The following is a 23992-nucleotide window of genomic DNA, read 5'->3' as shown; positions in this document are numbered from 1 at the left end:
CTTCGGCAGAGCTTCAGCCTGCCAGCCAGGCGGCCAACCGATGCAAGTAAAGGTAATCAAGCCAGGCAACCTGGTGCGCCAGTACGATTATCCAAAACACCACCTGGAACGGGAGCTTGCGAGTCTTGTGACGTAAGACCTGTTGTGCGACGAAAGCTCCCGGCCATCCAGCGAACAGTTCCAGCAGATGCAAGCGTGCCTCAGGGATGCGCCAGCGGCTACGTTGTGCGCTGCGCTTGTCATGCAGATAGAATCCGAACGCCAGCACGCTACCTAGGGCATAGGCCTGCCATGGCCAGTCGTGGCCATGCCGGCTCATCCGCAGCATGCCAAGTGCGGGCAGCAACCCAAGCAAGGCGAGCACGAGCAAACCAGGGGGCAGTCGCCATCGTGTATCGCTACGTCGCGCGCGCGGTGACGGCTGCTCGGAGCTGTTGCCGGGCTTGCGGCGTATCCTGGGGTCATCTAGGGACATCGGCGCGTCGAGGCGGATAGGGGATGCGCGAAGCCGCCCTGCCCCGTCGGGTTCTGCCAGATAGAGGACACGACCACCCTCGGCCGGTCGGCGCGTACCTCGCATGGCTGAAATATGGGCGAATATTTCCGGCCCACCGCTTGCTGGCCGGATGAAGCCAAACCCCTTTTCATCGTTCCAGCTTCGTAGCTGACCCCGCAGTTCCATCTCGATACCTGAGTATGAAAAGCGGCGAGTCTAGCGCCAGCGATGGCCGCTGGCATCCCGATGCAGCGCAGCGCTCCTCCAACGTATCAGGCGATGGTCAACCCGTCGCGGTGTGCCAGTCGATCAGGCTGAACTGCCAGGTCGCGAGGATAACCAGCCCGAAAATGATCCGATACCACGCGAATGCGGCGTAGCTATGGTTGCCGATGAACTTCAGCAGTGCTCGCACGGCGAGCATGGCGAAAATGAACGAGGTGACGAAACCGATCGCGAACACGGGCAGGTCAGCTGGCTGGAACAGGTCCCGGTACTTGTAACCGGAATACACCGCCGCGCCGACCATGGTCGGCATCGCCAGGAAGAATGAAAACTCGGTGGCCGCCTTGCGCGACAGCCCGAACAACAGCCCGCCGATGATGGTTGCGCCGGACCGCGAAGTGCCGGGAATCAGCGCCAGACATTGTGCGCAGCCGACCTTCAACGCATGCGTCCATCGCATGTCGTCCACGGTCTCTGCCTGCACGGCGTGCTGCCGCTTCTCAGCCCAGAGCATGATCACACCGCCGATGACCAGCGCCGTGGCGACCGTGATGGGGTTGAAGAGGTATTCGTGAATCAGATCGGCAAAGGCGACACCCAGCACTACGGCCGGGAAAAAGGCGACCAGCAGGTTAAGGGTAAAGCGCTGGGCTTGCTGCTCACGCGGTAATCCGATCACCACGTTAAATATCTTCTGTCGGTACTCCCACACCACCGCGAGAATGGCGCCGAGCTGAATGATGATGTTGAAGGCCAATGCACGCTCGCCCCCAAAACCGATGAGGTCGGCGACGATAATCTGGTGGCCGGTACTGGAAATCGGCAGGAACTCGGTCAGGCCCTCCACCACACCCAACAGCAACGCCTGAAAAGCAGTCCAAAGCTCCATCTAGTCCTCAATGGCGGTGCCATCACCGCAGCTTATGTCCAACGAAGGTATATGTCAGATAGCCATCTGAGCGCTGTTCTGACTCGATTACCGCCAGTAAATTCAACGAGCTGCGACGACGCCCCTCATCTTTTTCTGAGCGCTGCCGAAACGCTGTATTGATGGCGATGACCACCCAGCCTTGCCTCGCCCGCCCGAAGGCAGCCCCCGGTCACCGCGCTCCAGAACTCGAATAATAAATAAGATCCCGCATTAACAGGAGCTTACAAGCCTATGAATCTGCTAAGAAACCTTCCGATCAGCAAACGCCTTTGGCTGATCCCCCTGGTTGCCGTCGCCATGCTGTTCGTATTGGGCTTGTTGATGATCCAACAGGTACGCAGCGACCTGTACAAGGGCAAGCAGGTGATGACTCAGAACATCGTCGAGACGGCACGCGGCGTGTTGGATCATTACCAGCAGCTCGAAGCCAGCGGTAGCCTGACCACAGCGGAAGCCAAGAAGGCGGCCATGGATCAGATCCGCATCCTGCGTTACGGCCACAACGACTATTTCTGGATCAATGACATGCAACCGGTCATGGTGATGCACCCCATGAAGCCGGAGCTGGAAGGCAAGGACCTGTCGCAGACCAAGGACCCGAACGGCAAGGCGCTGTTCAATGAAATGGTCAAGGTCGCGCAGCAGCACGGCGCCGGCCTGGTCGACTACCAATGGGCCAAACCCGGTGAAGAACAGCCCGTGCCAAAGATTTCCTATGTCCAGCTGTTCAAACCCTGGGGCTGGATCATCGGCTCGGGCATCTACGTCGATGACGTGGAAGCCGAGTTTCGCAATTACCTGGTCCGGTTTTCACTGATCGGCCTGGCGATCGCCGCCTTGATGGCCGTGTTGGTGGCGGTCCTGATTCGCAGCATTACCCAGCCACTACGGCGCTCGATGCAGGCGATGGCCAACATCGCCAGCGGCGAGGCTGACCTTACGCGCAGCCTTGAGGTGTCTGGTAACGACGAGCTGACCGCCCTCAGCCGTGACTTCAACGCCTTTACCCAAAAGCTGCGCCGCGTCATCAGCGGGTTGCTAGAGACCGCTGGCGCGCTGGAGCAGTCGTCAACTGCCCTCGGTGGGGTCGCCAGCCAGGCCCATTCGCAAAGCCAGCAGCAATCGCAGCAGATGGACTTGGTAGCAACCGCCGTCAACGAAGTCACTTACGCGGTTCAGGAAGTGGCCAAGAATGCGGAGCATGCTGCCACCGAAGTCGGCGAGGCAGAGCGCCAAGCAGGCCAGGGTCAGCACAATATCGAAGTCAGCCTGCAGCAAATCGGCCAGTTGTCGAGCACCATTGGCGAGGCCGTCGGCGTGATCCAATCGCTGGCTGACGAGACGACCAAGATCGGCTCGGTGCTGGAGGTCATCGGCTCCATCGCCGACCAAACGAATTTGCTGGCGCTAAACGCTGCCATCGAAGCCGCGCGAGCCGGTGAACAGGGTCGTGGCTTCGCCGTCGTGGCCGATGAGGTCCGCCTGCTGGCGCAGCGCACCCAGACGTCAACCGCCGAAATCCAGACGATGATCGAGCAGTTGCAGAAGAACTCCGGTGCTGCGGTCGCCGTGATCACCGAAAGCAATCGCGCGTCCCAGGCCACGGTCGAACAGGCCAGCCAGGCGGGCGAGAGCCTGGCGCAGATCGCCCAGGCCCTGCGCAACCTGTCCAGCTTGAATGCATCGATCGCAAGCGCAACGCTGCAGCAGACGCATGTCGTGGAAGACATCAACCAGAACGTCACTCAGGCCGCGAGCCTGGCGCTCGACAGCACCCACGCCGCCGAGCAGTCCGACGCCGCAGGCAAGCAGCTTGGTGAGCTTGCCGGCCAGCTGAGTCGGACGCTGAAGCAGTTCAAGGTTTAAGCCAAGCTCGGACGATCGGGCTTCTCGACCGGCCAGGGCTCCCCGGCCGGTTTTTTTTGCTTGCGAGATGCGGCTTTTCGTCACGCGGTGCGACCCGCCACTAAGCGATTCGGTGTACTTCGTGCACCGGCTGATCCGTGCAAATGGCTCTACGACGAGGCTTACAGCGCTACAAGGCCAAGGCGTCACCCGCTCACGACACCCTACAACTTTTGGCTAATTGCAAACTCACCAGCAAATTGCGAACTCACCGTGTGACTTATCGGTCCCCTGTGTACATCAATGGAATGTAAGGCCGACGCCGAACACCTGACGGCATGGCCAATTCGTTGTTTTGAGCATTCACACAGAGAGACATGCCCCATGACCAGCCCCCTTCGCTTCAACGATGCCCTTCTGATCACCGACCGCGCGTTCAAGCCCTTCCAATGCGTCGCCTGGACCTTGATGGAAGGTAACGGTGAGCTCAGCATTACCGTCGTGGACGGCAGCGAATCCCGCCCGGTCGGCCATTGCAAGATGCCGAGCAGCGTCTACTCCGACCCGGTCAAGCTGGGCCAGCAACTGGAACAGACCCGCGCCGACCTGACCCGCCAAGGTATTCACTTCGCCCCGTGGCACATGCCTGTCTGATCCCATCACGCATCTTTCGGGGCCCGGTTGCCGCAACGCACTGGGCCTCTTCGTTCCTGTATCCCGCGCGGCGACCCATTCGCCTGTTTTACGGTCCTATTGATTGAGCCGTCAAAACAGGAGCACCCCATGAAAGGCGCCGAAGCCTACGTCAATGATCAGTGGCACAGCAGTGGTTTGGCGGATCTTCCGCAGAGCCGCGATGCCCACACCGTCACCCTGAACTTCATCATTCCGCGCGATGCGCAGACGACCGGGCTCATCACGCATATCCGCGACGTTGCGCAGCGCAAGCTGGGCGAAGCCTACGAAGGTCGACAGGTCACGCATAAGCCGGTGGTCGGGTCGGTAGTGGGTGATGGCAGCGGCGACGGCATCCAACTGGCGTTCGATATCGCTGCCGCGAGCTAAGGCAATGGTTGCGCAGTGGCCTGATGGCTGGCACGAACCCGCGCGGCCCGCGCCTGTCACTCATAGAGACGACGCACGACGCAACCGCGGCGTGCTTTTCGCTGACCCACCAGGAGTGCAGACATGATAGGCGACTACTCTTCGATCAATGACCATCTCGAAGCAGCCCGGCTGCTGGCCGACAAGGCCGAAACCAAGGCGGACCCGGCGGTCTACCGCGAAGCCATCGACGAACTCGTCGCCGCCATTCGCATCCTGATGCGCAACACCAGCGAGAGCGAAAAGTAATCGCCGCTTGGTATTCCAGGTATGGCATGCCGGGTCCCGGCCCAGCATGCCACCTGATCGACGCCTCTCTCTTCTCGCACGGCGGACGTTCCCGGCATGCTGACCGACAAGCCCAACCTGGCCGTATCTGAAGGCACGCCTCCCATCCCCGATGATGAACGCGCGGACGTTGGCACGGTTCTTTGCCCAGACCTACCGGACGACCTGCGTTACGTGGACGATAGCGGTCCCGGCATCAGCCGGCGGGTGCTGCGAGGCAAGTTCGCCTATTTTCTTCCCTCCGGCGAGCGCATCCGCGACTCGGCCGAGATCGACCGGATCAACAAGCTCGCAATACCGCCCGCCTACACTCAGGTCTGGATTTGCCCAGACCCTTGTGGGCACATGCAAGCCACCGGTCGCGACGCGCGTGGGCGCAAACAGTACCGCTACCACCCGCGTTGGCGTGAAGTCCGCGATAGCGACAAATATCAACACATCCTCGCGTTCGGCGCCGCCTTGCCGACGCTGCGTGCTCGGTTGGAAGCCGACCTCGCTCGACGTGGCATGCCGCGCGAGAAGGTCATGGCGCTGGTCGTCCATTTGCTGGAGTCCACGCTGATCCGCGTCGGTAACTCACGCTACGCCCGCGAAAACCGTTCCTACGGCCTGACGACGCTTCGCAGCCGACATGTCGATGTGCGAGGGGCAGCGATTCGGTTTCACTTCCGCGGCAAGAGCGGCGTTGAACACCGGGTCACGCTAAAGAATCAGCGGCTGGCCCGAATCATGCGCCGTTGCCTGGAACTACCCGGCCAGCACCTGTTTCAGTATCTGGACGATGACGGCCAACGGCATGCAATTAGCTCGAGCGACGTCAACCAGTACCTGCATGAAGTGACGGGCGCCGATTTCTCGGCCAAGGACTATCGCACCTGGGCCGGCAGCACGCTGGCGCTCGACGCCCTGCGCGGCTGCGAGCATCAGCCGGAATCGGTAGCGCGGCGAAATCTTGCCGAGACGGTTCGCCAGGTCTCCCGGCAGCTGGGCAACACCCCTGCCGTGTGCCGCCAGTGCTATATCCATCCTGCCGTGATCGAGGCGTTTTCGAACGGTGAACTGCAGGCACTCGGCAAAGCGCGCAAGCGCAAGTGGCTGAGCGCTGAGGAGGTGACGCTACTGAAGTTGCTCGACAATCGCCGCAGCGATGAAGTGGCTCACTGACCGTGTAGCGTCACTCGGTTACGACCGCCAGCTTTGGACGCATAAAGAGCGTTGTCCGCCCACTCGATCAGCTGCGCGTAGCCGTTCGTGGGCAGGCTCAGGTCCGCAACGCCCAGGCTAATCGTGAAGCGAATAGTCAGTGCCTCGTGCCGCACCTCATGCGCCTCGATGGCCTGGCGTAGTCGTTCGGCCAGCGTCATGGCGCCTTGCTGGTCGGTATCGGGCAGCAACACGACGAATTCCTCACCGCCGTAACGCCCAGCGATATCGGAGTCACGCATGGTCTGACGGATGATGTCAGCGGTCTGCTGGATAACGCTGTCGCCCGCCTGATGACCGTAGGTGTCGTTGATTTTCTTGAAATGATCGATATCGAACATGATCAGCGCGGTATTGGTGTCGTAACGCCGATGCCGCGCGTAGTCCTGACGCAGCATTTCTTCCCAGTGACCGCGGTTGAACAGACCGGTCAGGCGGTCGGTGCTCGACAGTCGTTGCAACTCTCGGTTGGCCGCCTGCAGCTGGCGCCGGTTGGTGGCCACATCAGTGACGTCATAGATGATCAGGCAGATCTGTTGGATGCGACCGTCCAGCCCCTTGAGGGGCAGCAGTGTCGTGTTTTGGTACATGAAGTCTTCCAGCCCAGTGATTGGCTGGTAGTTCTTGAACCGCAGCAGATAGGGGCGCTGCTCCCAGATGGTGAACGAGGGTGTGCCGAGCGTTGCGACGTTCTCCACCTTGCGCCGGAACCATTTTTCGTCCACTTCGGGAAACAGCTCGAAAAAGGACTTCTTGCGGGCCTCCTCCGGGAGCCGCCCAGAGCGGTTCTCCATGAACGTGTTCCAGACGTCGACCCGGTATTCCCGATCGAGCACGACGACCCCGACATCGATGCTCTGGACGATGGCCAGCAGCCAATGCATTTCGCTCAGTTCGATCGAGTCAGACATGCTCAGTCCATCAGGTAGGCAAGTTTACGCGACAGCAGCTCCACCGAATCTTCGGTAAACAGCAGCAGCAGGTCGAAGTGAATGTTATGGCCTTCCAGGCTGTAGCTGATTTCAATGGCGAGCGTGCTTTTCCAGCGCTCGCGATTCAGGCGAATCAGCTCGTCGATCGAGGCGTGCTGCCCAAGCACCTGCGGGTGACCCTGGGAAAATACGACATCGATCTGGTCGGCAATCCCGCTCAGACAGGCGCTGATCAACAGGCTGGACAGGTCTAGCAGCATTTCTAGCTCACGGTAGTCGTCAGCGCGCATCAGCCGCGCCATGTCCGCGACTTCCGAGTCATGAAAAATCAGCAGCGCCTCACCGGCGATGCCGCCACCGATGTAGCCCTGGCAAACCGCAGTGAGTTTGTCACCTTGAGCCGCGTCGGCCAGCGCCATGTGCAGCTCGCCGACCTCAAGCATGTTCACGTTCGGAATCGGCAACTGCACGAAGACGCCTAGCACGCGCGCCAGCAAGGCAGCGGCACGGCCCATGGCAACGTTCACGACCTCACGGATGGCATCGCGGAAACTGACGGTATCGCCAGCGTCACGCCCGCCGAGCATGGGTAGATCGGTACCGATCAACCCAAGGCTGGCCAATGTCTGTCTGAGATGTACTGGATCGGCCGGCTTGCGAATGAAGGCCAGCGCACCAAGCTCGAGCACACGGCGAACCGCTTCTTCCTGGATGTCCGCCGAGACCACGATGACTTTGCAGCCGAGGCCCTCCTCTCGCAGCTGCGCCAGCACCTGATAGCCATCCATATCAGGCATGGTGAGATCGAGTAGCAGCACGTCGACATCGCCCTGGCGGATGCGCTCGAGCGCTTCGAGGCCACCCGACGCCTGATGGATGTCCAGCTGCCAGGCAGCAGGCAACGAGCGCAGCAATTGCTTGCGCGCCAGGTTCGAATCGTCACAGATCAGCAGGGAAACGGCAGACATGCAGCGCTCGCTCTTTTTACCAGCTACCGGAACTCGGACAGCTTATCTCAGCAAACGAGCGCTGTGGGGATGCCACCGAAGAAATAGTGGCATTTTGACTTCACCCATCTGGCAACGAGTTATCCCGCAATGGCGGGACGCCCGAATCAGTAGTAGGCGTTTTCGCGATTGGTATGGTCAGTTACGTCGCGAACACCCTTGAGCTCAGGGATACGCTCGAGCAGCGTTTTCTCGATGCCTTCCTTGAGGGTGACGTCGGCCTGTCCACAGCCTTGGCAGCCGCCGCCGAATTGCAACACCGCGACGCCCTCATCAACGACGTCGATGAGCGTGACCTGGCCGCCGTGGCTGGCCAGGCCAGGGTTGATCTCGGTCTGGAGGTAATAATTGATGCGCTCGTTAAGCGGGCTATCCTCGTTGACCATCGGCACCTTCGCATTCGGCGCCTTGATCGTCAGCTGGCCGCCCATGCGATCCGTGGCGTAGTCCACCACTGCATCTTCCAGAAACGGCTCGCTGACGCCGTCGATCCATGCGGTGAACCGCTTGAGCGCGATGGCGATATCGTCGGGTTTTTCCTCGCCAGGCTTGCAGTAGGCGATGCAGGTCTCGGCATAGGGCGTGCCGGGCTGAGTGATGAATACGCGAATGCCGATGCCGGTAGTGTTCTGTTTCTCGAGCAGATCGGCCAAATAGTCGTGGGCGGCTTCGGTGATGGTAATGGCGCTCATGGGAACTCCTCTCAGATATGCGCCGGAGTGTACGCCATGCATGGCCTCGTTTAAAGTCCTAGTGTTTTAGTCGGGAATAGGTGGCACTCCCAACATGAGCACTGCTCATGCAAACCGTGGGGATGATCGAAAAGCGTGCAGCCTTGCTATCATGCGCGGTTATCGAAACCAGCTTCAGGTAGTTCCCATGCTCGACCGCAACGCCCGCCTCCAGGCTCTTCAGCAAGCCCTCAAGGAGCGCATCCTGATCCTAGACGGCGGCATGGGCACCATGATCCAGAGCTATCGCCTGGAGGAAGGCGATTACCGCGGGGAGCGGTTCGCTGATTGGCCGCAGGACGTCAAAGGCAATAACGACCTACTGATTCTTTCCCGCCCGGACGTGATCAGCGCGATCGAAAAGGCCTACCTCGACGCTGGTGCGGACATCCTCGAAACCAATACCTTCAATGCCACCCGCGTCTCCCAGGCCGACTACGGCATGGAGGAGCTGGTTTATGAGCTGAATGCCGAGGGCGCTCGCATCGCTCGCCAAGTGTGCGATGCCAAAACGTTGGAGACCCCCGACCGGCCGCGCTTCGTCGCTGGCGTGTTGGGCCCGACCAGCCGTACCTGCTCGATCTCGCCGGACGTGAACAACCCTGGTTACCGCAACGTCACGTTCGACGAACTGGTCGAGAACTACACGGAAGCGACCCGCGGACTGATCGAGGGCGGCGCCGACCTCATCTTGATCGAGACCATTTTCGACACGCTCAACGCCAAGGCAGCCATCTTCGCGGTCCAGGAAGTCTTCGAACAGCTTGGTGTCGAATTGCCGATCATGATTTCCGGCACCATCACCGACGCTTCAGGGCGCACGCTCTCGGGCCAGACGACCGAAGCCTTCTGGAATTCCGTACGCCACGCCAAGCCCATTTCGGTCGGCCTGAACTGCGCGCTCGGTGCCAAGGAACTGCGGCCCTACCTCGAAGAGCTTGCCAACAAGGCCGAGACCTTTGTCTCCGCGCACCCCAATGCCGGCCTGCCGAACGCCTTCGGTGAATATGACGAAACCCCGGCAGAAATGGCCGCGGTGGTCGAAGACTTCGCGGCCAGCGGCTTTCTCAACATCATCGGCGGTTGCTGCGGCACCACGCCGGCGCACATCGAAGCCATCGCCACGGCTGTCGGCAAGTACGCGCCGCGCGCGATCCCGGACATTCCCAAGGCGTGCCGCCTCTCCGGCCTGGAACCGTTCACCATCGATCGCAGCTCCTTGTTCGTGAATGTCGGTGAACGCACCAACATCACGGGTTCCGCCAAGTTCGCCCGTCTGATCCGCGAAGAAAACTACACCGAGGCCCTGGAAGTCGCGCTGCAGCAGGTCGAAGCCGGCGCGCAAGTCATCGACATCAACATGGACGAGGGCATGCTCGATTCGAAGGCGGCGATGGTCACCTTCCTCAACCTGATCGCCGGCGAGCCGGACATTTCCCGCGTGCCGATCATGATCGACTCCTCCAAGTGGGAAGTGATCGAAGCGGGCCTCAAGTGCATCCAGGGCAAAGGCATCGTCAACTCCATCTCCATGAAGGAAGGCGTCGAGCAGTTCAAGCACCACGCCCACCTGTGCAAGCGTTACGGCGCAGCGATCGTGGTGATGGCCTTCGATGAGGCCGGCCAGGCCGACACCGCCGCGCGCAAGAAGGAAATTTGCCAACGCAGCTACGACATTCTGGTCAATGAGGTCGGTTTCCCGGCGGAAGACATCATCTTCGATCCGAACATCTTTGCCATCGCCACCGGCATCGAGGAACACAACAACTACGCGGTCGACTTCATCGAAGCCTGTGCCTTCATCCGCGACAACCTGCCCTACGCGCTGACCTCTGGCGGCGTGTCCAATGTGTCGTTCTCGTTCCGTGGCAATAACCCGGTGCGCGAAGCGATCCATTCGGTGTTTCTCTATTACGCGATCCAGAACGGCCTGACGATGGGCATCGTCAATGCCGGGCAGCTGGAGATTTACGACGAGATTCCGAAAGAACTGCGCGATGCGGTCGAGGACGTGGTGCTCAATCGCACGGCAGGCGGCACCGAGGCGCTGCTGGAGCTCGCTGACAAATACAAGGGCGACGGCTCGGTCAAGGAAGCCGAGACCGAGGAGTGGCGCAACCTGCCGGTCGGCAAGCGCCTGGAACACGCGCTCGTCAAGGGCATCACCACCCACATCGTCCAGGACACCGAGGAGTGCCGCCAGCAGTGCGCGCGGCCCATCGAGGTGATCGAAGGCCCGCTGATGGCCGGCATGAACGTCGTTGGCGACCTGTTCGGCTCGGGCAAGATGTTCCTGCCGCAGGTGGTCAAGTCCGCACGTGTGATGAAGCAGGCCGTGGCGCACCTGATCCCCTTCATCGAGGCCGAGAAAGGCGACAAGCCCGAGGCCAAGGGCAAGATTCTCATGGCCACCGTCAAAGGCGACGTACACGACATCGGCAAGAACATTGTCGGCGTGGTCCTTGGCTGCAACGGCTACGATGTCGTTGACCTCGGCGTGATGGTGCCAGCTGAGAAGATCCTGCAAACGGCCATCGCCGAGCGATGCGACATCATCGGGCTGTCCGGCCTGATTACGCCTTCGCTCGACGAGATGGTTCATGTAGCGCGCGAGATGCAGCGCCAGGACTTTCACCTGCCATTGATGATTGGCGGCGCCACCACCTCCAAGGCACACACCGCGGTCAAGATCGACCCGCACTACCGCAACGACGCGGTCGTCTACGTGACCGACGCCTCGCGCGCCGTGGGTGTAGCCACGACGTTGCTGTCCAAGGAACTCAAACCTGCGTTCGTCGAGAAGACGCGCGAGGAATACGCCGTGATCCGCGAGCGCACCGCCAACCGCAGTGCCCGGACCGAACGGCTGACCTATGCCGAGGCGGTGGCCGTCAAACCAGCCTTCGACTGGGCCGCTTACGCGCCGGTCAAGCCAAGCTTCACCGGGCGAAAGGTGCTTGAGGACATCGACTTGCGCACCCTGGCCGAATACATCGACTGGACGCCCTTCTTCATTTCCTGGGACCTGGCAGGGAAATACCCGCGCATTCTGGAGGATGAGATCGTCGGCGAAGCGGCTACGTCTCTTTTCAACGATGCCCAGGACATGCTCGCCAAGCTCATCGACGGCAAGCTGATCAAAGCGCGCGCTGTGTTTGGCTTCTGGCCTGCGAACCAGGTTGATGACGACGACATCCGCGTCCTTGGCGATGACGGTGAGCCGATTGCCACCCTGCACCACCTGCGCCAGCAGACCGTAAAGACAGACGGCAAGCCCAACTTCTCCCTGGCCGACTTCGTCGCGCCAGTGGGCAGCGGCGTGACTGACTATGTCGGCGGCTTCATCTGCACGGCCGGCATCGGCGCCGAGGAACTGGCCAGGGCCTACCAGGACAAAGGCGACGACTACAACTCGATCATGGTCAAGGCGCTGGCTGACCGCCTGGCCGAAGCCTGCGCCGAATGGTTGCACCAGCAGGTACGCAAGCAGCATTGGGGCTACGCGCCCGACGAGCAGCTGAGCAACGATGAGTTGATCCGGGAAGCCTACAAGGGCATCCGTCCGGCGCCTGGCTATCCAGCCTGCCCGGACCATACCGAGAAGGCCACTCTGTTCAAACTGCTCGATGCCGATGGCGTCAGCCAGGTCACCCTGACCGAGCATTACGCCATGTTCCCGACCGCCGCAGTCAGCGGCTGGTACTTTGCACATCCGCAGGCGCAGTATTTCGCGGTCGGCAAGATCGATAAGGACCAGGCCGAACGTTACAGCGAACGCAAGGGTCAGGATCTGGCGGTTACCGAACGCTGGCTGATGCCTAATCTCGGCTACGACGCCTGACGCCACCGGAGCCGAACGAAGATGCCGACCGAAACGCCCTACCTGCTCGACCAGCTCGAAGCCGCCGACATGCTTGAGATCGACGGCTTGCATGCCTGGCAGTTCTCACTCAACGAGGCGCTGCTCGACGAGGCAGATGCTGCCGCCGAGGCTCGACAGCCATTCGCCAGCGACGTGGTCGTATTGACCATTGAATCCATCGACGGTCGCGAGCGCCGCCGCTGGGCGTTCAGCTACAACCAGGTCATGGAGGCGGACTACCTCGCCGTCGACGACGCCTGGCTTCTGGACGATGGCAAGCATCGATTGCAATGCCTTGGCGCGTTAGCGGTGGGCGAGCCAGAGTGAGCGCGCCTTAACGGTCGTAGACAACGGCCGTCAGTTCGGCCGCGCCCGATGGGCCCGCCGGATCAAGCGTCTCGCGCGCCCTGGCGCAGCAACAGCGCGATCGCCAGCAGCACCAGCACGCTGCCCGGCAGCCAATGCCAGCCGATTCGTTGGGGCTGCGAAGCGAACAGCAGCAGCATCGATACGAAGGGCACTAGGTAGCTGTAGGCGGTCACCGCACCCGGCGTGAGCACGGCCGTGGCCCGTTGCTGAAGAAAGAATGTCACGCCACTGGAGAAGACCCCGAGGTACGCCAATAGCGCCACGTCCAGGAGATTCATGCGCAGCAAAGCACGGCTCTCTTCTGCCAGCGCGCCGAACAGACCGATCAGCAGTGCCCCGATCAGCAGGCTCCAGAAAGTCCGTAGCCCCGCCTGTGGCGGCAGCCAGCCGCGCTGCAGCCCCCACTTGCTCAACACTGGATACAGCGCCGATGCAATACAGCCGCCAAAGAAGGCCAACTCGCCAAGACCCAGGCTCAATCCGCTGAAATCTCCGCCGTTCTCGGCCCAGGCCAGGCCGAGCGCCCCGATGGCGCCCAGCGCCAGGATCGCGAGCAGGCGCGAGGCAGGCTGCTCGACCCGCAGGCCCCGGCCGAGGCAATAGGCAAGCAAAGGTACGCTGACAAACAGCGTTGCCATCGACAGCGCGCTGACTCTGTGCGCGGCCCAGAACATGGTTCCGAAAAAGCACGCCAGGCTCAGCCCCATCAACGCATAGAGCGCCAGCGCCCGGCGAGCGGGCCAGGCCCTGCCATGCCGCCAGAGCAAGGGCGAAAGCGCAAGCGCTGCGATGCAGAAGCGAATCGAGGTCAACAATAGCGGCGGCAGCCCCTCGCTCATCAGGCCAACCGCCGGAAACGACAGGCCGACCAGCAATGCCCAGAACAGCATACCCAGGTGTGCCCTGGACGTGGCCTGGCCGCTAACGTTTCTCATCCGGCCCTCCGCCGAGGCTGGGGCTCATGAACCAGCGGCGTCGGGCACCGCACTAACGAAGTTCGGACGGCGAATTGCGCACGATCTTGATGCTGTGCGTCAGGGTCGGCTTGCGCGTGACGCTGATGGCGCGGCGCGTGACAGTGTCGATGGTGATGTTCCAGAAGCCAGTGCTGGGCACCTTGATCCGCGCCGGAAACTTTTCGAAAGCCCCGCCGTGGTAGGCGTGGCGGCCACCGTTGCGAAAGCTGCGGAAGTTCTTGTCGTTCATCAGGCGGATGTTGCAGGGCTGGGAGCATTCGATGATCACGAAATCGTCTTCGTTTAGGTGTTCGCGCTGATGGATGAATTTCATGTACCGCTCCGGGCCGCAGACTGACAAAGCGCGGAGGTTAACATAGCCGCCCTCTGAGCCCGGCGAACCTGCGCGTTCGGTGGTCGGCGCGCCCGCGGTATGTCTGACACAATGTAGCCCGCCAGGGTTTCGAATCACTTCGTTCAAAAGGTCTCTTATGCAGCCGGCGAATCAGGCGCTTGAAGCCGCCTCGCCAACGGTCCGCCACGCAACACGTGTCGGATTCTTCATGGCCGGGTTCGGCTTGTCCGTCTGGGCGCCGCTGGTTCCCTACGTGCGGGCTCGCATCGAGATGAGCGACGCCTTGTTCGGCATGCTGTTGCTTTGCGTCGGGATCGGGTCGCTGACCTGGATGCCGCTGTCCGGCATGCTCGTCGCCCGACAGGGCATCCGCCCGGTCATTCTTGGCAGCGTGGCCCTGCTCGCCCTGGCGTTGGCCGGAATGGCACTGACCGATTCGATATTGGTGCTTGCGCTGGCGTTGTTCTGCTTTGGCGGCAGCCTTGGGGTGATCGATGTCGCCTTCAATATTCAGGGCGTAATGGTCGAACGAGACACCGGCAAGCGCTATATGTCGAACTTCCATGGCATGTTCAGCCTCGGCTCGATCAGCGGGGCGCTTGCCTTGACCGGCGCGCTGACGCTGGGTATGGCACCGGCCGTTGGCACGCTGCTAATGGTCGGATTGATCGTGCTGGCCAACCTCGCCGTCTCCCCGGGACTGCTGCGCGAACGGGCACCAGCCGGAGGCGTCGCCTTCGTACGGCCCAGCGGCATGGTGCTGCTGGTCGGCAGCCTGTGTTTCATCGTCTACCTTGCCGAAGGCGCCGTGCTCGACTGGAGCGCGCTCTACCTCACCGAAAACAAAGCCCTGGATGCGGCGCGGGGCGGGCTCGGCTATGCGAGTTTCGCACTGATGGTGACCCTGGGCCGCTTTCTTGGCGCCCCAGTCGTCAGCAGCCTGGGCACGGCTCGTGTGATCGGCTTCGGGGGCGTATTGGCAGCCGTTGGCATCGCTCTGACGCTGGTCACCGAGCATTGGGGGCTGGCCCTGCTGGGTTATGGATTGTGCGGCCTGGGCTGCGCGAATGTCTCGCCGGTAATGATTTCCTCGCTCAGCCGGCAGCAGGTGATGCCAGTCAACCAGGCGATCACGGCTGCGACCACCATCGGGTTCGCCGGTGTGCTGGCGGGGCCGGCCGTGATCGGAGTGATCGCTCACTACGCTTCGCTGACGCTGGCCTTCGCCCTCCTCGCTCTACTGTTGCTCGGACTGACGCTGGGCTGTCGTCGCTTCATCGATTGAACTGACAGCGCGCTACAGACCGCGCCCGCTCCTTTGGCTAGAATGCGCGCCCTATGCGCATCCCAGACGTTCATCAGCAGCTCGCCGACCTCGGCGCCAAGCCCGTCCATGTCGGCCGGGTCACGCGTGCCTGGTTAAGTGGCCGTGCGCTCGACGCTGGAACGCGCCATCAGCGTAGCGAGGATTTTTTGCCGCTGTCGGTGCGCAGCGGCCTGCCTATCTTCAGCGAGCGGCTCGGCCAACTGGCCCGCTTGCGCTCGGAGCACCCGGCCGCTGATGGCTCGGCACGTCTGCTGGTAGAGCTGGGGGATGGGCAGCTCGTCGAAAGCGTGTTGCTGCCGCGCGGTGGCCTGTGCGTCTCGAGCCAAGTCGGTTGCGCGGTCGGCTGCGTGTTCTGCATGACGGGCAAGAGCGGCCTGATTCGCCAGCTCGGCAGCGCCGAAATCGTCGCCCAGGTCGCGCTCGCCCGACGCTTCCGCGCGGTGAAGAAGGTCGTGTTCATGGGCATGGGCGAGCCGGCACACAATCTGGACAACGTCCTCGAAGCGATCGACCTGCTCGGCACGGAGGGCGGCGTCGGCCACCGGAACCTGGTGTTCTCGACCGTCGGAGACCGGCGGGTCTTCGAGCGCCTGCCGCAGCAGAAGGTGAGGCCTGCCCTCGCGTTGTCCCTGCATACCACCGATCCGGCGCTGCGCCGCGCATTGCTGCCACGCGCACCGGCACTCGACCCAGCCGAACTGGTCGAGTTGGGCGAGGCCTATGCCCGCCAGATCGACTACCCGATCCAGTACCAGTGGACCTTGCTCAAGGGGCTCAACGACGGCGTGGACGAGATGGATGGCATCATCCGGCTCCTGCGCGGCAAGTACGCCATCATGAACGTCATCCCTTACAACAGCCTCGACGATGACGATTATCAGCGCCCCGACGCCGAGCGCATTCATCAGATCATGCGCTACCTCCATGCGAACGGCGTGCTGACAAAGATCCGCAATTCCGCCGGGCAAGACATCGAAGGCGGATGCGGCCAGTTACGTGCACGCGCCGAGCGCATCGTCCATGAGCGTCGTCAGCCTACTGAAAGGCCCGCGCCAGAGCCGCTGCGCTGAACGCTTCCGCCCCCTCGCTGTCCTAGCGCATCGGCTCCCATCCGCGAGCCAGGCCAACACGCCGCCCCATTAACAGGCCCATTCAGGGCAGAGCACAGCATGCATACACTGGAACGACTCAAGCGCGGCGAGCTTGCCGGCACTACTCGCCTGGACCTGTCCGAGGACCTCGACGCCTTTCCAACCGAAATCTTCCAGCTGGCGGACACCCTCGAGGTGCTCAACCTGTCCGGCAATCGCCTGAGCCGGCTACCCGACGACCTGCATCGGCTGCACCGGTTACGGATTCTGTTCTGCTCGAATAACGCCTTTACCGAAGTGCCATCGGCCCTGGGCCGCTGCGCCCGGCTGGAGATGGTCGGTTTCAAGGCGAACCAGATCCAACGCCTGCCAGCCGAAGCCCTTCCGCCGTCCCTGCGCTGGCTGATCCTGACCGACAATCGCCTCGAAACGCTGCCAGCCGAAATCGGCCAATGCCATCGCCTGCAGAAGCTCATGCTCGCCGGTAACCGGCTCCAGGCCTTGCCGCAATCGCTTGCCCGCTGCGAACGGCTTGAACTTCTGCGGGTTGCGGCGAACCGGCTCCCCGCCCTGCCCGGCTGGCTACTCGAGATGCCACGGCTGACGTGGCTGGCATTTGGCGGAAACCCATTCAGTGATGCGATGGAAGACGACATTCTCGCGGCCCATCCGCTGCCCCCGGTAGCTCGTGACGACGTCGCGCTCGGCCCGGTGCTCGGCCAGGGTGCCTCGGGCACCATCTATCAAGCCCAGTGGCGGCGCGCCGATGGGCTTCAACCCATGGCGGCAAAGCTGTTCAAGGGCAACGTCACCAGCGATGGCCTGCCGCACAGCGAAATGGCCGCCAGCCTCTCGGCCGGCGCGCATCCCAACCTCATCCCTGTCGCCGGGCCGCTGGCGACAGCGGGAGACGAACTACCGGGGCTGTTGATGGCGCTCATCGACCCGGCGTTCACCGCCCTCGCCGGGCCGCCGTCGTTCGAGACATGCACGCGTGACTGCTACGCACCGGAGCGCCGTTTCGCCGCAGACGAGGTCCTACGCATCGCCGCGAGCGTGGCGGACGTCGTTCATCACCTGCATGGGCGCGGCATCCTGCACGGCGATCTGTATGCCCATAACCTGCTGGTCGCACCGGGCGGGCAAACGTTACTCAGCGACTTCGGCGCTGCGTCCTTTTACGACCCGCATGGCGTACAGGCGGCGGCGCTGCAGCGTTTGGAAGCGCGCGCCTTCGGCTGCCTGCTGGAAGAATTGTTGGCACATTGCGATGTAGCCGGTCGTGATCTGCGCTTGCAGGCGCTGACCGACCTCAAGCGGCACTGCTTGGCAGACGCGCCCGCCGAGAGGCCGGATTTCGCCCTGCTGCAACGGACGATTCGCCAGCTTTTAGACAAAGCGGCCGAGTAGTTGCATGGGAAGGCGTCGATTCCACGACGGCGACGGCTTCCTGACACCATGACCCCATCTGACACCCGCGCACCTGCGCCCTATGCAGCGCCAGCCTCCGACGATGCGCTGGCGCGCGATCCATTCATCCTCGGCCTCAAGGAGCGCCTGCCCGAGCAGGTGCGCGAAAGCTTCACTGACCAGCAGCTCGAAGGGTTGCGCAGCGCCTTCGCGACCCGCTCGTGGGGTCGGCACAAGTTCGACCTGCGAGGCACCTTCAGCCTGTGGAGCAACCAGTACTACTTCGTGCTCGTGGGCGGGCGCAACAAGCGAAGCTTGTCGCGTAGCCAGCGCAACCTGTCACTGGCTGCCAAGGCCGGGGCGATTACGCTGTTTCTGTTTTTCTCGATGCTGATCGGCCTGGTCGCGCTGTACCTGATCAAGTCGGCGCTTGGCATCAACCTGCTGCCCAACTATTCGCTGGGGCTGTGGGATTGGTTCAAGGGTGGCAGGTAATCTGATCATGCGGCGTCATTCACCAATCAGGATCAGCTTGCCGGTCTCCGGGTCCCGGTAAACCTGCCCGACGCTCTCCAGGCCCTTACCGGTATCGCCTTCGAGGCTGTCGGGCAGGCGCGGCAGCTCGCGCCCGCGCTCGACCGTCATTGGCTGCCGGGCCTGACTTAGCTGTTCGAGCAGGTCCGTTTGAGCGACCAGCGCCGCAATCAACCCGCACGCGAATACCAGTACCACGTCAACCATGTTAGCCAGCGGACCGAGCGGGTCGTCATCGCCAGCGACGAACCGGCTGGAACGCCAGCGCCTACGCATTCCCACGCGCCTCGGCCACTTCCATATCGTCGAGCAGCTCGTCGTACCAGCGGCGCCGCAAGCGGCCCAGCGCAAAGCCGAACACCCCGATCAGCAAGCCCAGCACCGTGGTATCGAATGCCACGCGCATGGCCACGCTGAGAATTTGCACGTTGCCATCGCCAAGCGCGGCAAGCCCAGGACCGAGTGGGATCAAGGTCCCCATCAGGCCGAGCATGGGCCCGACCCGAGCGATCAAGTCCGCTCTATCGAGCCGACGACGCCCACGCCGCTCGATCTCAGCGACTGGCAAACCGCGCCAACGCCGCAAGCCACCCAGCCGCTCGCCAGCGGCGACACCCGCATCGATGATCGCCAGCGCCAGTAGCCCGAACAACGCCCAGGTCACTGGTTGCAGCAGCCAACCAACCAGCAGGTGCAGCCAGCTGAACAAATGGTTGTCGAACATCAGGCAGCCCTCCGAAGCGAGGCATTCCGGCCTCGCCACACGCCTATCGCGAGCAACGACAACATGATCAGCGCAGCAATCCAGAGGTACTGGGTCGCGCTGCCCTGCCCCGTCTCCTGCTGCTCAGCCTGTTGCTCGGCAGCGCGCTGCGTCGTTTCTGGTTGGATTTCGGTGATGCTGTTCGGCTTTGGTTCTCGCTCGGCAGGCTCGCGCAGGGCCGCCTCCAGGCGCGTTTGCAGCGACTCGCGCAAGGCTGGGTCCAGCTGTGGAAGTAGCCAATCGAACATTGGATGATCGGGCCGCGTATGGCCACTGCCGGGCAGGCCATGTTCACTCACCAATCTGGCGAACGCCTCACCGAGCGCCTTGCGCGTGGGCTCGTCGGCCTGCCAGAAGCCCTTTTGGATCGCGACGAGCATGATCGCGAGCATGTTGGACTTCACATGGACATTGGCGCCCTGCTCGAGAAACGCATCGATGCCCAAGTCGTAGCGATCATCGAGATAGACCGCCTTGACCTCTTCCCAAGCGCTGTCCTGAATGATGTCCGGATTGGTTACCTGCCAGCCCCACAGGTACTCGAGAAACTCGCTGCCCATGGTGCGTGCCCCGGCGTAGTCATGCTGCATCAGTGCCTTGATCCAGGCCGGGTTGAGGAAGCGCCCCCGCAACTCGGCCAGCAGCGCCTGCTGCAACGGCTCGAGGCGGACCCGGCTCGGGTCGTTGTGCCAACTGACGATGTTCTCCGGCGCCTGACCGGCCAGATGTTCGACCGCCGTGCTCAAGCCGCCGAGATAATCGAAGGCGTCGTTGTTGTCCATCAGCCCGTACAGATTGCTCGAGCGCCCTAGGTAGGTTCGGGTCACATGCTTCAGCCCTTCCTCGAACACCTCATGCGCGGGCTCGCCGTTGTGCTGTAAGCCGTAAGCATGTCCCATCCGGTTGACGTAGCTGTTGGCCAGCTCGCTACGCTGCTGCCAACTGCCCGAGCGCTCTACTAAGGTGTTGATGCCCGCCCCGTAGGCCCCAGGCGCGACGCCGAATAGACGCAACGCCGACAGCCGGCCCGCCTGGGTTTCGTCCACTCCACCATCGAGCCGGCGCGCCGCGTCGCGAACCCAGTGCGCAGCCACCAGGTTCTGCCCGAGCGGCTCATGCCCGCCACTGGCAAGCGAGCCAATCGGTTCGAGCGCCGCATCGAGAGCGGTGCGCAGCGCTGGGTAGTCCTTGCGAATGGTGTCGCTCGCCCCGTCGAGCGCAAGGAGGACGGCCCGCTCAAGCAATGCCAGCTGGTCAGCGTAGAGATCACGAAACAGCCCGGAGGTCGTGAACATCAGGTCACGGCGCTGCGCATCTGCTTCGAGCGGCAACCGGGTGATGCCTTCGACGATACCGCGGCTGTTCCAGACCGGCTCGACGCCAAGCAGCGAAAGACCGAACGCGACCATGGCTCCTTCGTCACGCACCGTATCCGACGCCCAGAGGATCACCGCTTCGCGCCCGCCCTCTGGCATCGGCCGTTCGCGGGCCCGGTCGGCCAGTTCCTGGCCGATCCCCCAGCCAATCCGGCTCGGTAACAGGCTGCTGTCGAGCGCGTGGAAGTTCCGTCCAGTGGGCAGAGCTTCCGGAGTCCGGATCGGATCATTGCCCTTGCCTGGCGCGACGAAGCCGCCTTCGAGCGCTCGGATCAAGGCCTGCATCTCGGCTTCAGGCGAGTCGACCAGAGCCTGGCGATGCCTTGCCTGGTCGGTGCCCATCGAGGCCATCAACGTGTCCACCGCTTCGTCAGACCAGGGCTTGCCGAACACATGCAGGCCGAGCGGCATGAAGCGCTCCTGAATGTTGGTCAGGTAATGGCCAACCTCATGCACCAGCAGCTCGTCATCGACCTGCTCGAAATCGATACCGCGCGCCGCCAGCGGATCGGCCATCGACTCGCGCAGTTCGGGCTCCAGCCCAGAGCGGCTCACCAGCGATTTGATTTCGGCAATGGTCGCGCGTCGCGCCGGGCCCTCGCTACTGCCGGTGCCCGCCTCGAAGCTCTCGATAAGTTGCCGCAGTTTGAGCAGATCGTCATACAAGGGCGTGGCAACGAGCGGTGGCGTCAGGTGATCGACCATCACGGCCAGCCCGCGGCGCTTGGCCTGGATCCCCTCGCCGACACCATCGACGATGTACGGATAGATACTCGGCAGGTCGCCAACAATCTGCAGCGGATAATCTTCGGCACTCAAACCCGCCCGGCGCCGCGGCAAAAACTCGTAGGTCGAGTGCCGGCCCAAGTGCACCAGCGCATCGGCACGAAACCCGTCACGCAACCAGTGATAGAAGCCCAGATACTGGTGAGGCGGCGGGAAGACGAGGTTCGCGTGCAGCAATTCTTCGTCGACTTCCCAACCACGCGGCGGTTGCGGGCCGATGAAGACGTTACCCAGCTGAACGCCAGGAAAGATCATCCGGCCGTCCTGCACCATGACCTGACCGGGCGCCTCGCCCCACCCACGTAACCCTTCGATGCCAGTTGCCGCGAGCCCCTCGATCAATGCGTCCGCCTCGGCCCAATTGGCCAGGCCCGGTTGGGCCAGCGCCTGCTCGTAGAAGTCCTCGAGCTGCGCCAGCAAGTCGAGCGCCCGCGCCCGGGCCGGGTGATCGACACCATCGAGAACGTGGTGCAGCTCGCTCGAACCACTGCGCAGCGTGTGCCGGGCAATTTCGAGGTGCGAGCCCTGCAGGGCGCGCCGCATCTGCGCGTTCCAATAGCCCAGCGGGCCGTGCTCCATTTCTGCTTGAAGCGCGGCGGGCAAACTGCGGAACCAGCGCAGGTACGCCTCGCGGTCCAGCCCAGCGACCTTGCCAACCATCTCCGCCAGGGCGTCGCCCTGCTCGGGCAGGTTGACGCCTCGATCCTGTAACAGGGCCAGCAACGCCTCGGGGGATTCAGGTAGCGCCCCGGTGTTGTAGCCCTCAGCCCTGAGCCGCTGAAGGATGGCGAACAGCGATTGCGGCACGTCCAGGTTGTCGGCACCAATGTTGTGCCGGCCCGGTGGGTGGTTGTAATAGATGATCGCGACGCGCTTGTTCTCGTTGGATTTTTTCTGCAGCCGTTGCCAGCGATGGATCCGAGCCGCAATCGCCTCGACCCGCGACGGTAGCGGCTGGCTGAAACCGAAACGAATGCCGGAATTCGGGTCGATCTGAGCCGATGCCCAGGCAGCCAGGACCATCGGTTGGCTGATGCCTTGGAGTTCAGGCATGGCGAGCTGGTAATGGACTTTGTCGCGCCCGAGACCATCGCTCGACAGCTGCCAGCCATCTTCGTCTCGATCCGCCAGGCGAAGCGCCTTGAGGACGGGGACATCGAGGCGCTTCAGCAGGTCGGTCGCCTCCTCGCGCCCCTCGCCTCCACCCAGCACGAAATCCTGCAGCACCACAACGGCTGCCAGCGGCGGATGCTGGGCACCCTCGAGCCAGCGCAGGGCCTGAAGCGTGCCCTCACCCCAAGTGGCGAACAGGCTGACGCAGGCTATGTCGCGTTGCTGGAGGGTCTGGCATAACGCATCGTTGAGATCGGCATCGCCGTGGCGGTCCGCGCGGCCGTGGTCGATTACCGCGACCAGCGTCTCGCCGCGCCAGGCCAGTTCGGTAGGGTCGGTAATCTGCCCGTCCTGATAGAAGCGCAACGCAGGACGAGGCTCGGGCGGCATGACCGTTCCCGGCTGGCCTCGATTGGCGAGCCAGCCGAGCAGCCTGGCGATGTTCTCGCTCCCACCACCTAGCCAGTAACTGCGTGCCTCGATCCATGGGGCCTGATCGGGATTGGCATCGCCGAGTTCGCGAACCCAGCCGACCAGATCATCCCCCGGCTTTTCCGCACCCAGTCGTGTCGCATGTTCACGGTCGCGGAACACCCGCTGGCCATCGAAGCGGCTCATGACAACAAGCGTCTGGTCGCTGTGCATGATGATCCGATCGCCTGCCGCGTGCGCCTGGATCAGCGGGCGTAAGCGATCCACTTCAGTGCCGAAGACACCCACTACCAGCAGGCTTTCACCCGTGCCGAGCCAGTCGGCGACGTCCGCGTCGCTCATCTCCGAGAGCTGTTCGGGCGTGCGGGCGCTGATGTCGGCACCGGGAACCCGGTGCTTGAACTGCACCACGGCCGAGGCAAACTCCGCGGCGCTGTACTGCGAAATGATGGCGTTGATCTGGCCGGCGAACAGCGGCTGTGCCACCAGGACCAACAAGGCGGTGCACAGGACCCGCATCGATAGAAACATGCCCACTCCCGTTTCGGGGACGCGCGGGCGACAGAAACCCCACGTCCGACACCGACGAGGGGTTTCCGAGGCTGCCGCCCACCGCGACAATTCCTTGGGGAGTACGGGCTGGTATCGGGCTCAGTCGAACGCGTCGACCCTACCGTTGCGGGGGCAGCATCAGCTTTCACTGATTTCCCATTCAACCCAGACCATGATCCGGGCACCGCGCACTCCATGAAGCCGGCCACCATCCGGCCGACCGCGCGAACCTTACGCGCCGCCCCAGGTGAGATCAAGCATGCCGCAGTCCTGGGCGCCATCCGTCAAGTCTGGCTAGACTCCC

Annotated in this window: 21 protein-coding genes, 1 pseudogene and 1 riboswitch; of the genes and pseudogenes, 12 read left to right on the top strand and 10 right to left on the bottom strand. The window is 62.7% G+C overall.

Features of this window, described 5'->3' with window-relative positions; translation table 11 throughout:
• Positions 1-13: 13 nt before the first annotated feature.
• Both M1D78_RS09850 and M1D78_RS09845 read right to left on the bottom strand, forming a co-directional pair.
• A complete protein-coding gene (locus tag M1D78_RS09850) occupies positions 14-682 on the bottom strand; it encodes a DUF1294 domain-containing protein (RefSeq protein WP_437419435.1) in 669 nt (222 codons plus the stop codon).
• Between the two features lie 97 nt (positions 683-779).
• Positions 780-1610 (bottom strand): undecaprenyl-diphosphate phosphatase, encoded by an 831-nt coding sequence (locus M1D78_RS09845; protein WP_437419436.1) that lies wholly within the window; start codon positions 1608-1610, stop codon positions 780-782.
• A 273-nt stretch (positions 1611-1883) separates the two neighbouring features.
• On the opposite strand from M1D78_RS09845, the pseudogene M1D78_RS09840 reads away from it, so the two are divergent.
• The 6 genes and pseudogenes from M1D78_RS09840 to M1D78_RS09815 all read left to right on the top strand — a co-directional run.
• Positions 1884-2612: pseudogene (locus M1D78_RS09840) on the top strand (cache domain-containing protein); the annotation flags it as partial.
• 171 nt (positions 2613-2783) lie between these two features.
• Complete coding sequence (locus M1D78_RS09835) at positions 2784-3518, top strand: methyl-accepting chemotaxis protein (RefSeq protein WP_457933587.1); 735 nt, start codon at positions 2784-2786, stop codon at positions 3516-3518.
• Positions 3519-3881: 363 nt separating this feature from the next.
• Positions 3882-4151, top strand: a complete 270-nt coding sequence (locus tag M1D78_RS09830) for a hypothetical protein (RefSeq protein WP_437419438.1) — start codon at positions 3882-3884, stop codon at positions 4149-4151.
• A gap of 129 nt (positions 4152-4280) precedes the next feature.
• Positions 4281-4562 (top strand): hypothetical protein, encoded by a 282-nt coding sequence (locus tag M1D78_RS09825; protein WP_437419439.1) that lies wholly within the window; start codon positions 4281-4283, stop codon positions 4560-4562.
• A 123-nt stretch (positions 4563-4685) separates the two neighbouring features.
• Positions 4686-4850 carry a hypothetical protein gene (locus M1D78_RS09820; RefSeq protein ID WP_437419440.1) on the top strand — a complete coding sequence of 55 codons (165 nt, stop codon included), beginning with the start codon at positions 4686-4688 and terminating at the stop codon, positions 4848-4850.
• Positions 4851-4946: 96 nt separating this feature from the next.
• Positions 4947-6053, top strand: a complete 1107-nt coding sequence (locus M1D78_RS09815; protein ID WP_437419441.1) for a DNA topoisomerase IB — start codon at positions 4947-4949, stop codon at positions 6051-6053.
• Here M1D78_RS09815 and M1D78_RS09810 read toward each other — a convergent pair.
• From M1D78_RS09810 to nfuA, 3 genes are all read right to left on the bottom strand, one after another.
• Entirely contained in the window at positions 6047-7003 is a 957-nt protein-coding gene (locus M1D78_RS09810) for a sensor domain-containing diguanylate cyclase (protein WP_437419442.1), read from the bottom strand. The genes M1D78_RS09815 and M1D78_RS09810 overlap by 7 nt on opposite strands.
• A gap of 2 nt (positions 7004-7005) precedes the next feature.
• Positions 7006-7992, bottom strand: a complete 987-nt coding sequence (locus M1D78_RS09805) for a response regulator (RefSeq protein ID WP_437419443.1) — start codon at positions 7990-7992, stop codon at positions 7006-7008.
• Positions 7993-8138: 146 nt separating this feature from the next.
• Entirely contained in the window at positions 8139-8723 is a 585-nt protein-coding gene (gene nfuA, locus M1D78_RS09800; RefSeq protein WP_437419444.1) for a Fe-S biogenesis protein NfuA, read from the bottom strand.
• A gap of 187 nt (positions 8724-8910) precedes the next feature.
• Here nfuA and metH point away from each other — a divergent pair, with 187 nt between their 5' ends.
• Positions 8911-12603: a methionine synthase gene (gene metH, locus M1D78_RS09795; RefSeq protein ID WP_437419445.1), complete on the top strand. Its 3693-nt coding sequence runs from the start codon at positions 8911-8913 to the stop codon at positions 12601-12603.
• A gap of 21 nt (positions 12604-12624) precedes the next feature.
• Complete coding sequence (locus tag M1D78_RS09790) at positions 12625-12951, top strand: DUF5629 family protein (RefSeq protein ID WP_437419446.1); 327 nt, start codon at positions 12625-12627, stop codon at positions 12949-12951.
• Between the two features lie 62 nt (positions 12952-13013).
• Here the strand turns inward: M1D78_RS09790 and M1D78_RS09785 are convergent, their stop codons facing one another.
• Together M1D78_RS09785 and M1D78_RS09780 are read right to left on the bottom strand one after the other, a co-directional pair.
• A complete protein-coding gene (locus tag M1D78_RS09785) occupies positions 13014-13928 on the bottom strand; it encodes a DMT family transporter (protein ID WP_437419447.1) in 915 nt (304 codons plus the stop codon).
• Between the two features lie 52 nt (positions 13929-13980).
• Complete coding sequence (locus M1D78_RS09780; RefSeq protein WP_437419448.1) at positions 13981-14283, bottom strand: DUF1883 domain-containing protein; 303 nt, start codon at positions 14281-14283, stop codon at positions 13981-13983.
• A gap of 157 nt (positions 14284-14440) precedes the next feature.
• Between M1D78_RS09780 and M1D78_RS09775 the strand changes: the two genes are divergently transcribed.
• From M1D78_RS09775 to M1D78_RS09760, 4 genes are all read left to right on the top strand, one after another.
• A complete protein-coding gene (locus M1D78_RS09775; protein WP_437419449.1) occupies positions 14441-15589 on the top strand; it encodes an MFS transporter in 1149 nt (382 codons plus the stop codon).
• A 53-nt stretch (positions 15590-15642) separates the two neighbouring features.
• Complete coding sequence (locus M1D78_RS09770) at positions 15643-16701, top strand: RNA methyltransferase (RefSeq protein WP_437419450.1); 1059 nt, start codon at positions 15643-15645, stop codon at positions 16699-16701.
• Positions 16702-16800: 99 nt separating this feature from the next.
• On the top strand, positions 16801-18132 hold the full coding sequence (locus tag M1D78_RS09765) for a leucine-rich repeat-containing protein kinase family protein (RefSeq protein ID WP_437419451.1): 1332 nt from the start codon (positions 16801-16803) through the stop codon (positions 18130-18132).
• A 48-nt stretch (positions 18133-18180) separates the two neighbouring features.
• The gene (locus M1D78_RS09760; protein WP_437419452.1) at positions 18181-18627 is read left to right on the top strand and encodes a 3-phosphoshikimate 1-carboxyvinyltransferase; all 447 of its coding nucleotides are present in this window, start codon (positions 18181-18183) and stop codon (positions 18625-18627) included.
• A gap of 15 nt (positions 18628-18642) precedes the next feature.
• On the opposite strand, the gene M1D78_RS09755 is transcribed toward M1D78_RS09760, so the two are convergent.
• From M1D78_RS09755 to M1D78_RS09745, 3 genes are read right to left on the bottom strand one after another with little or no spacing between them, the layout of a single operon-like run.
• A complete protein-coding gene (locus M1D78_RS09755; RefSeq protein WP_437419453.1) occupies positions 18643-18942 on the bottom strand; it encodes a DUF2149 domain-containing protein in 300 nt (99 codons plus the stop codon).
• Positions 18935-19390: a MotA/TolQ/ExbB proton channel family protein gene (locus M1D78_RS09750; RefSeq protein WP_437419454.1), complete on the bottom strand. Its 456-nt coding sequence runs from the start codon at positions 19388-19390 to the stop codon at positions 18935-18937. Before M1D78_RS09750 ends, M1D78_RS09755 begins: the two co-directional genes overlap by 8 nt.
• Entirely contained in the window at positions 19390-23667 is a 4278-nt protein-coding gene (locus tag M1D78_RS09745; RefSeq protein WP_437419455.1) for a cobaltochelatase subunit CobN, read from the bottom strand. The genes M1D78_RS09750 and M1D78_RS09745 overlap by 1 nt, the downstream gene beginning before the upstream one ends.
• A gap of 89 nt (positions 23668-23756) precedes the next feature.
• Positions 23757-23893, bottom strand: a riboswitch (cobalamin riboswitch).
• Positions 23894-23992: the final 99 nt, after the last annotated feature.

It is taken from the genome of Pseudomonas sp. SA195 (assembly GCF_054131565.1).
The sequence above is the reverse complement of the archived record's forward strand: the minus strand, read 5'-3'. Positions and strand labels throughout refer to the sequence as shown.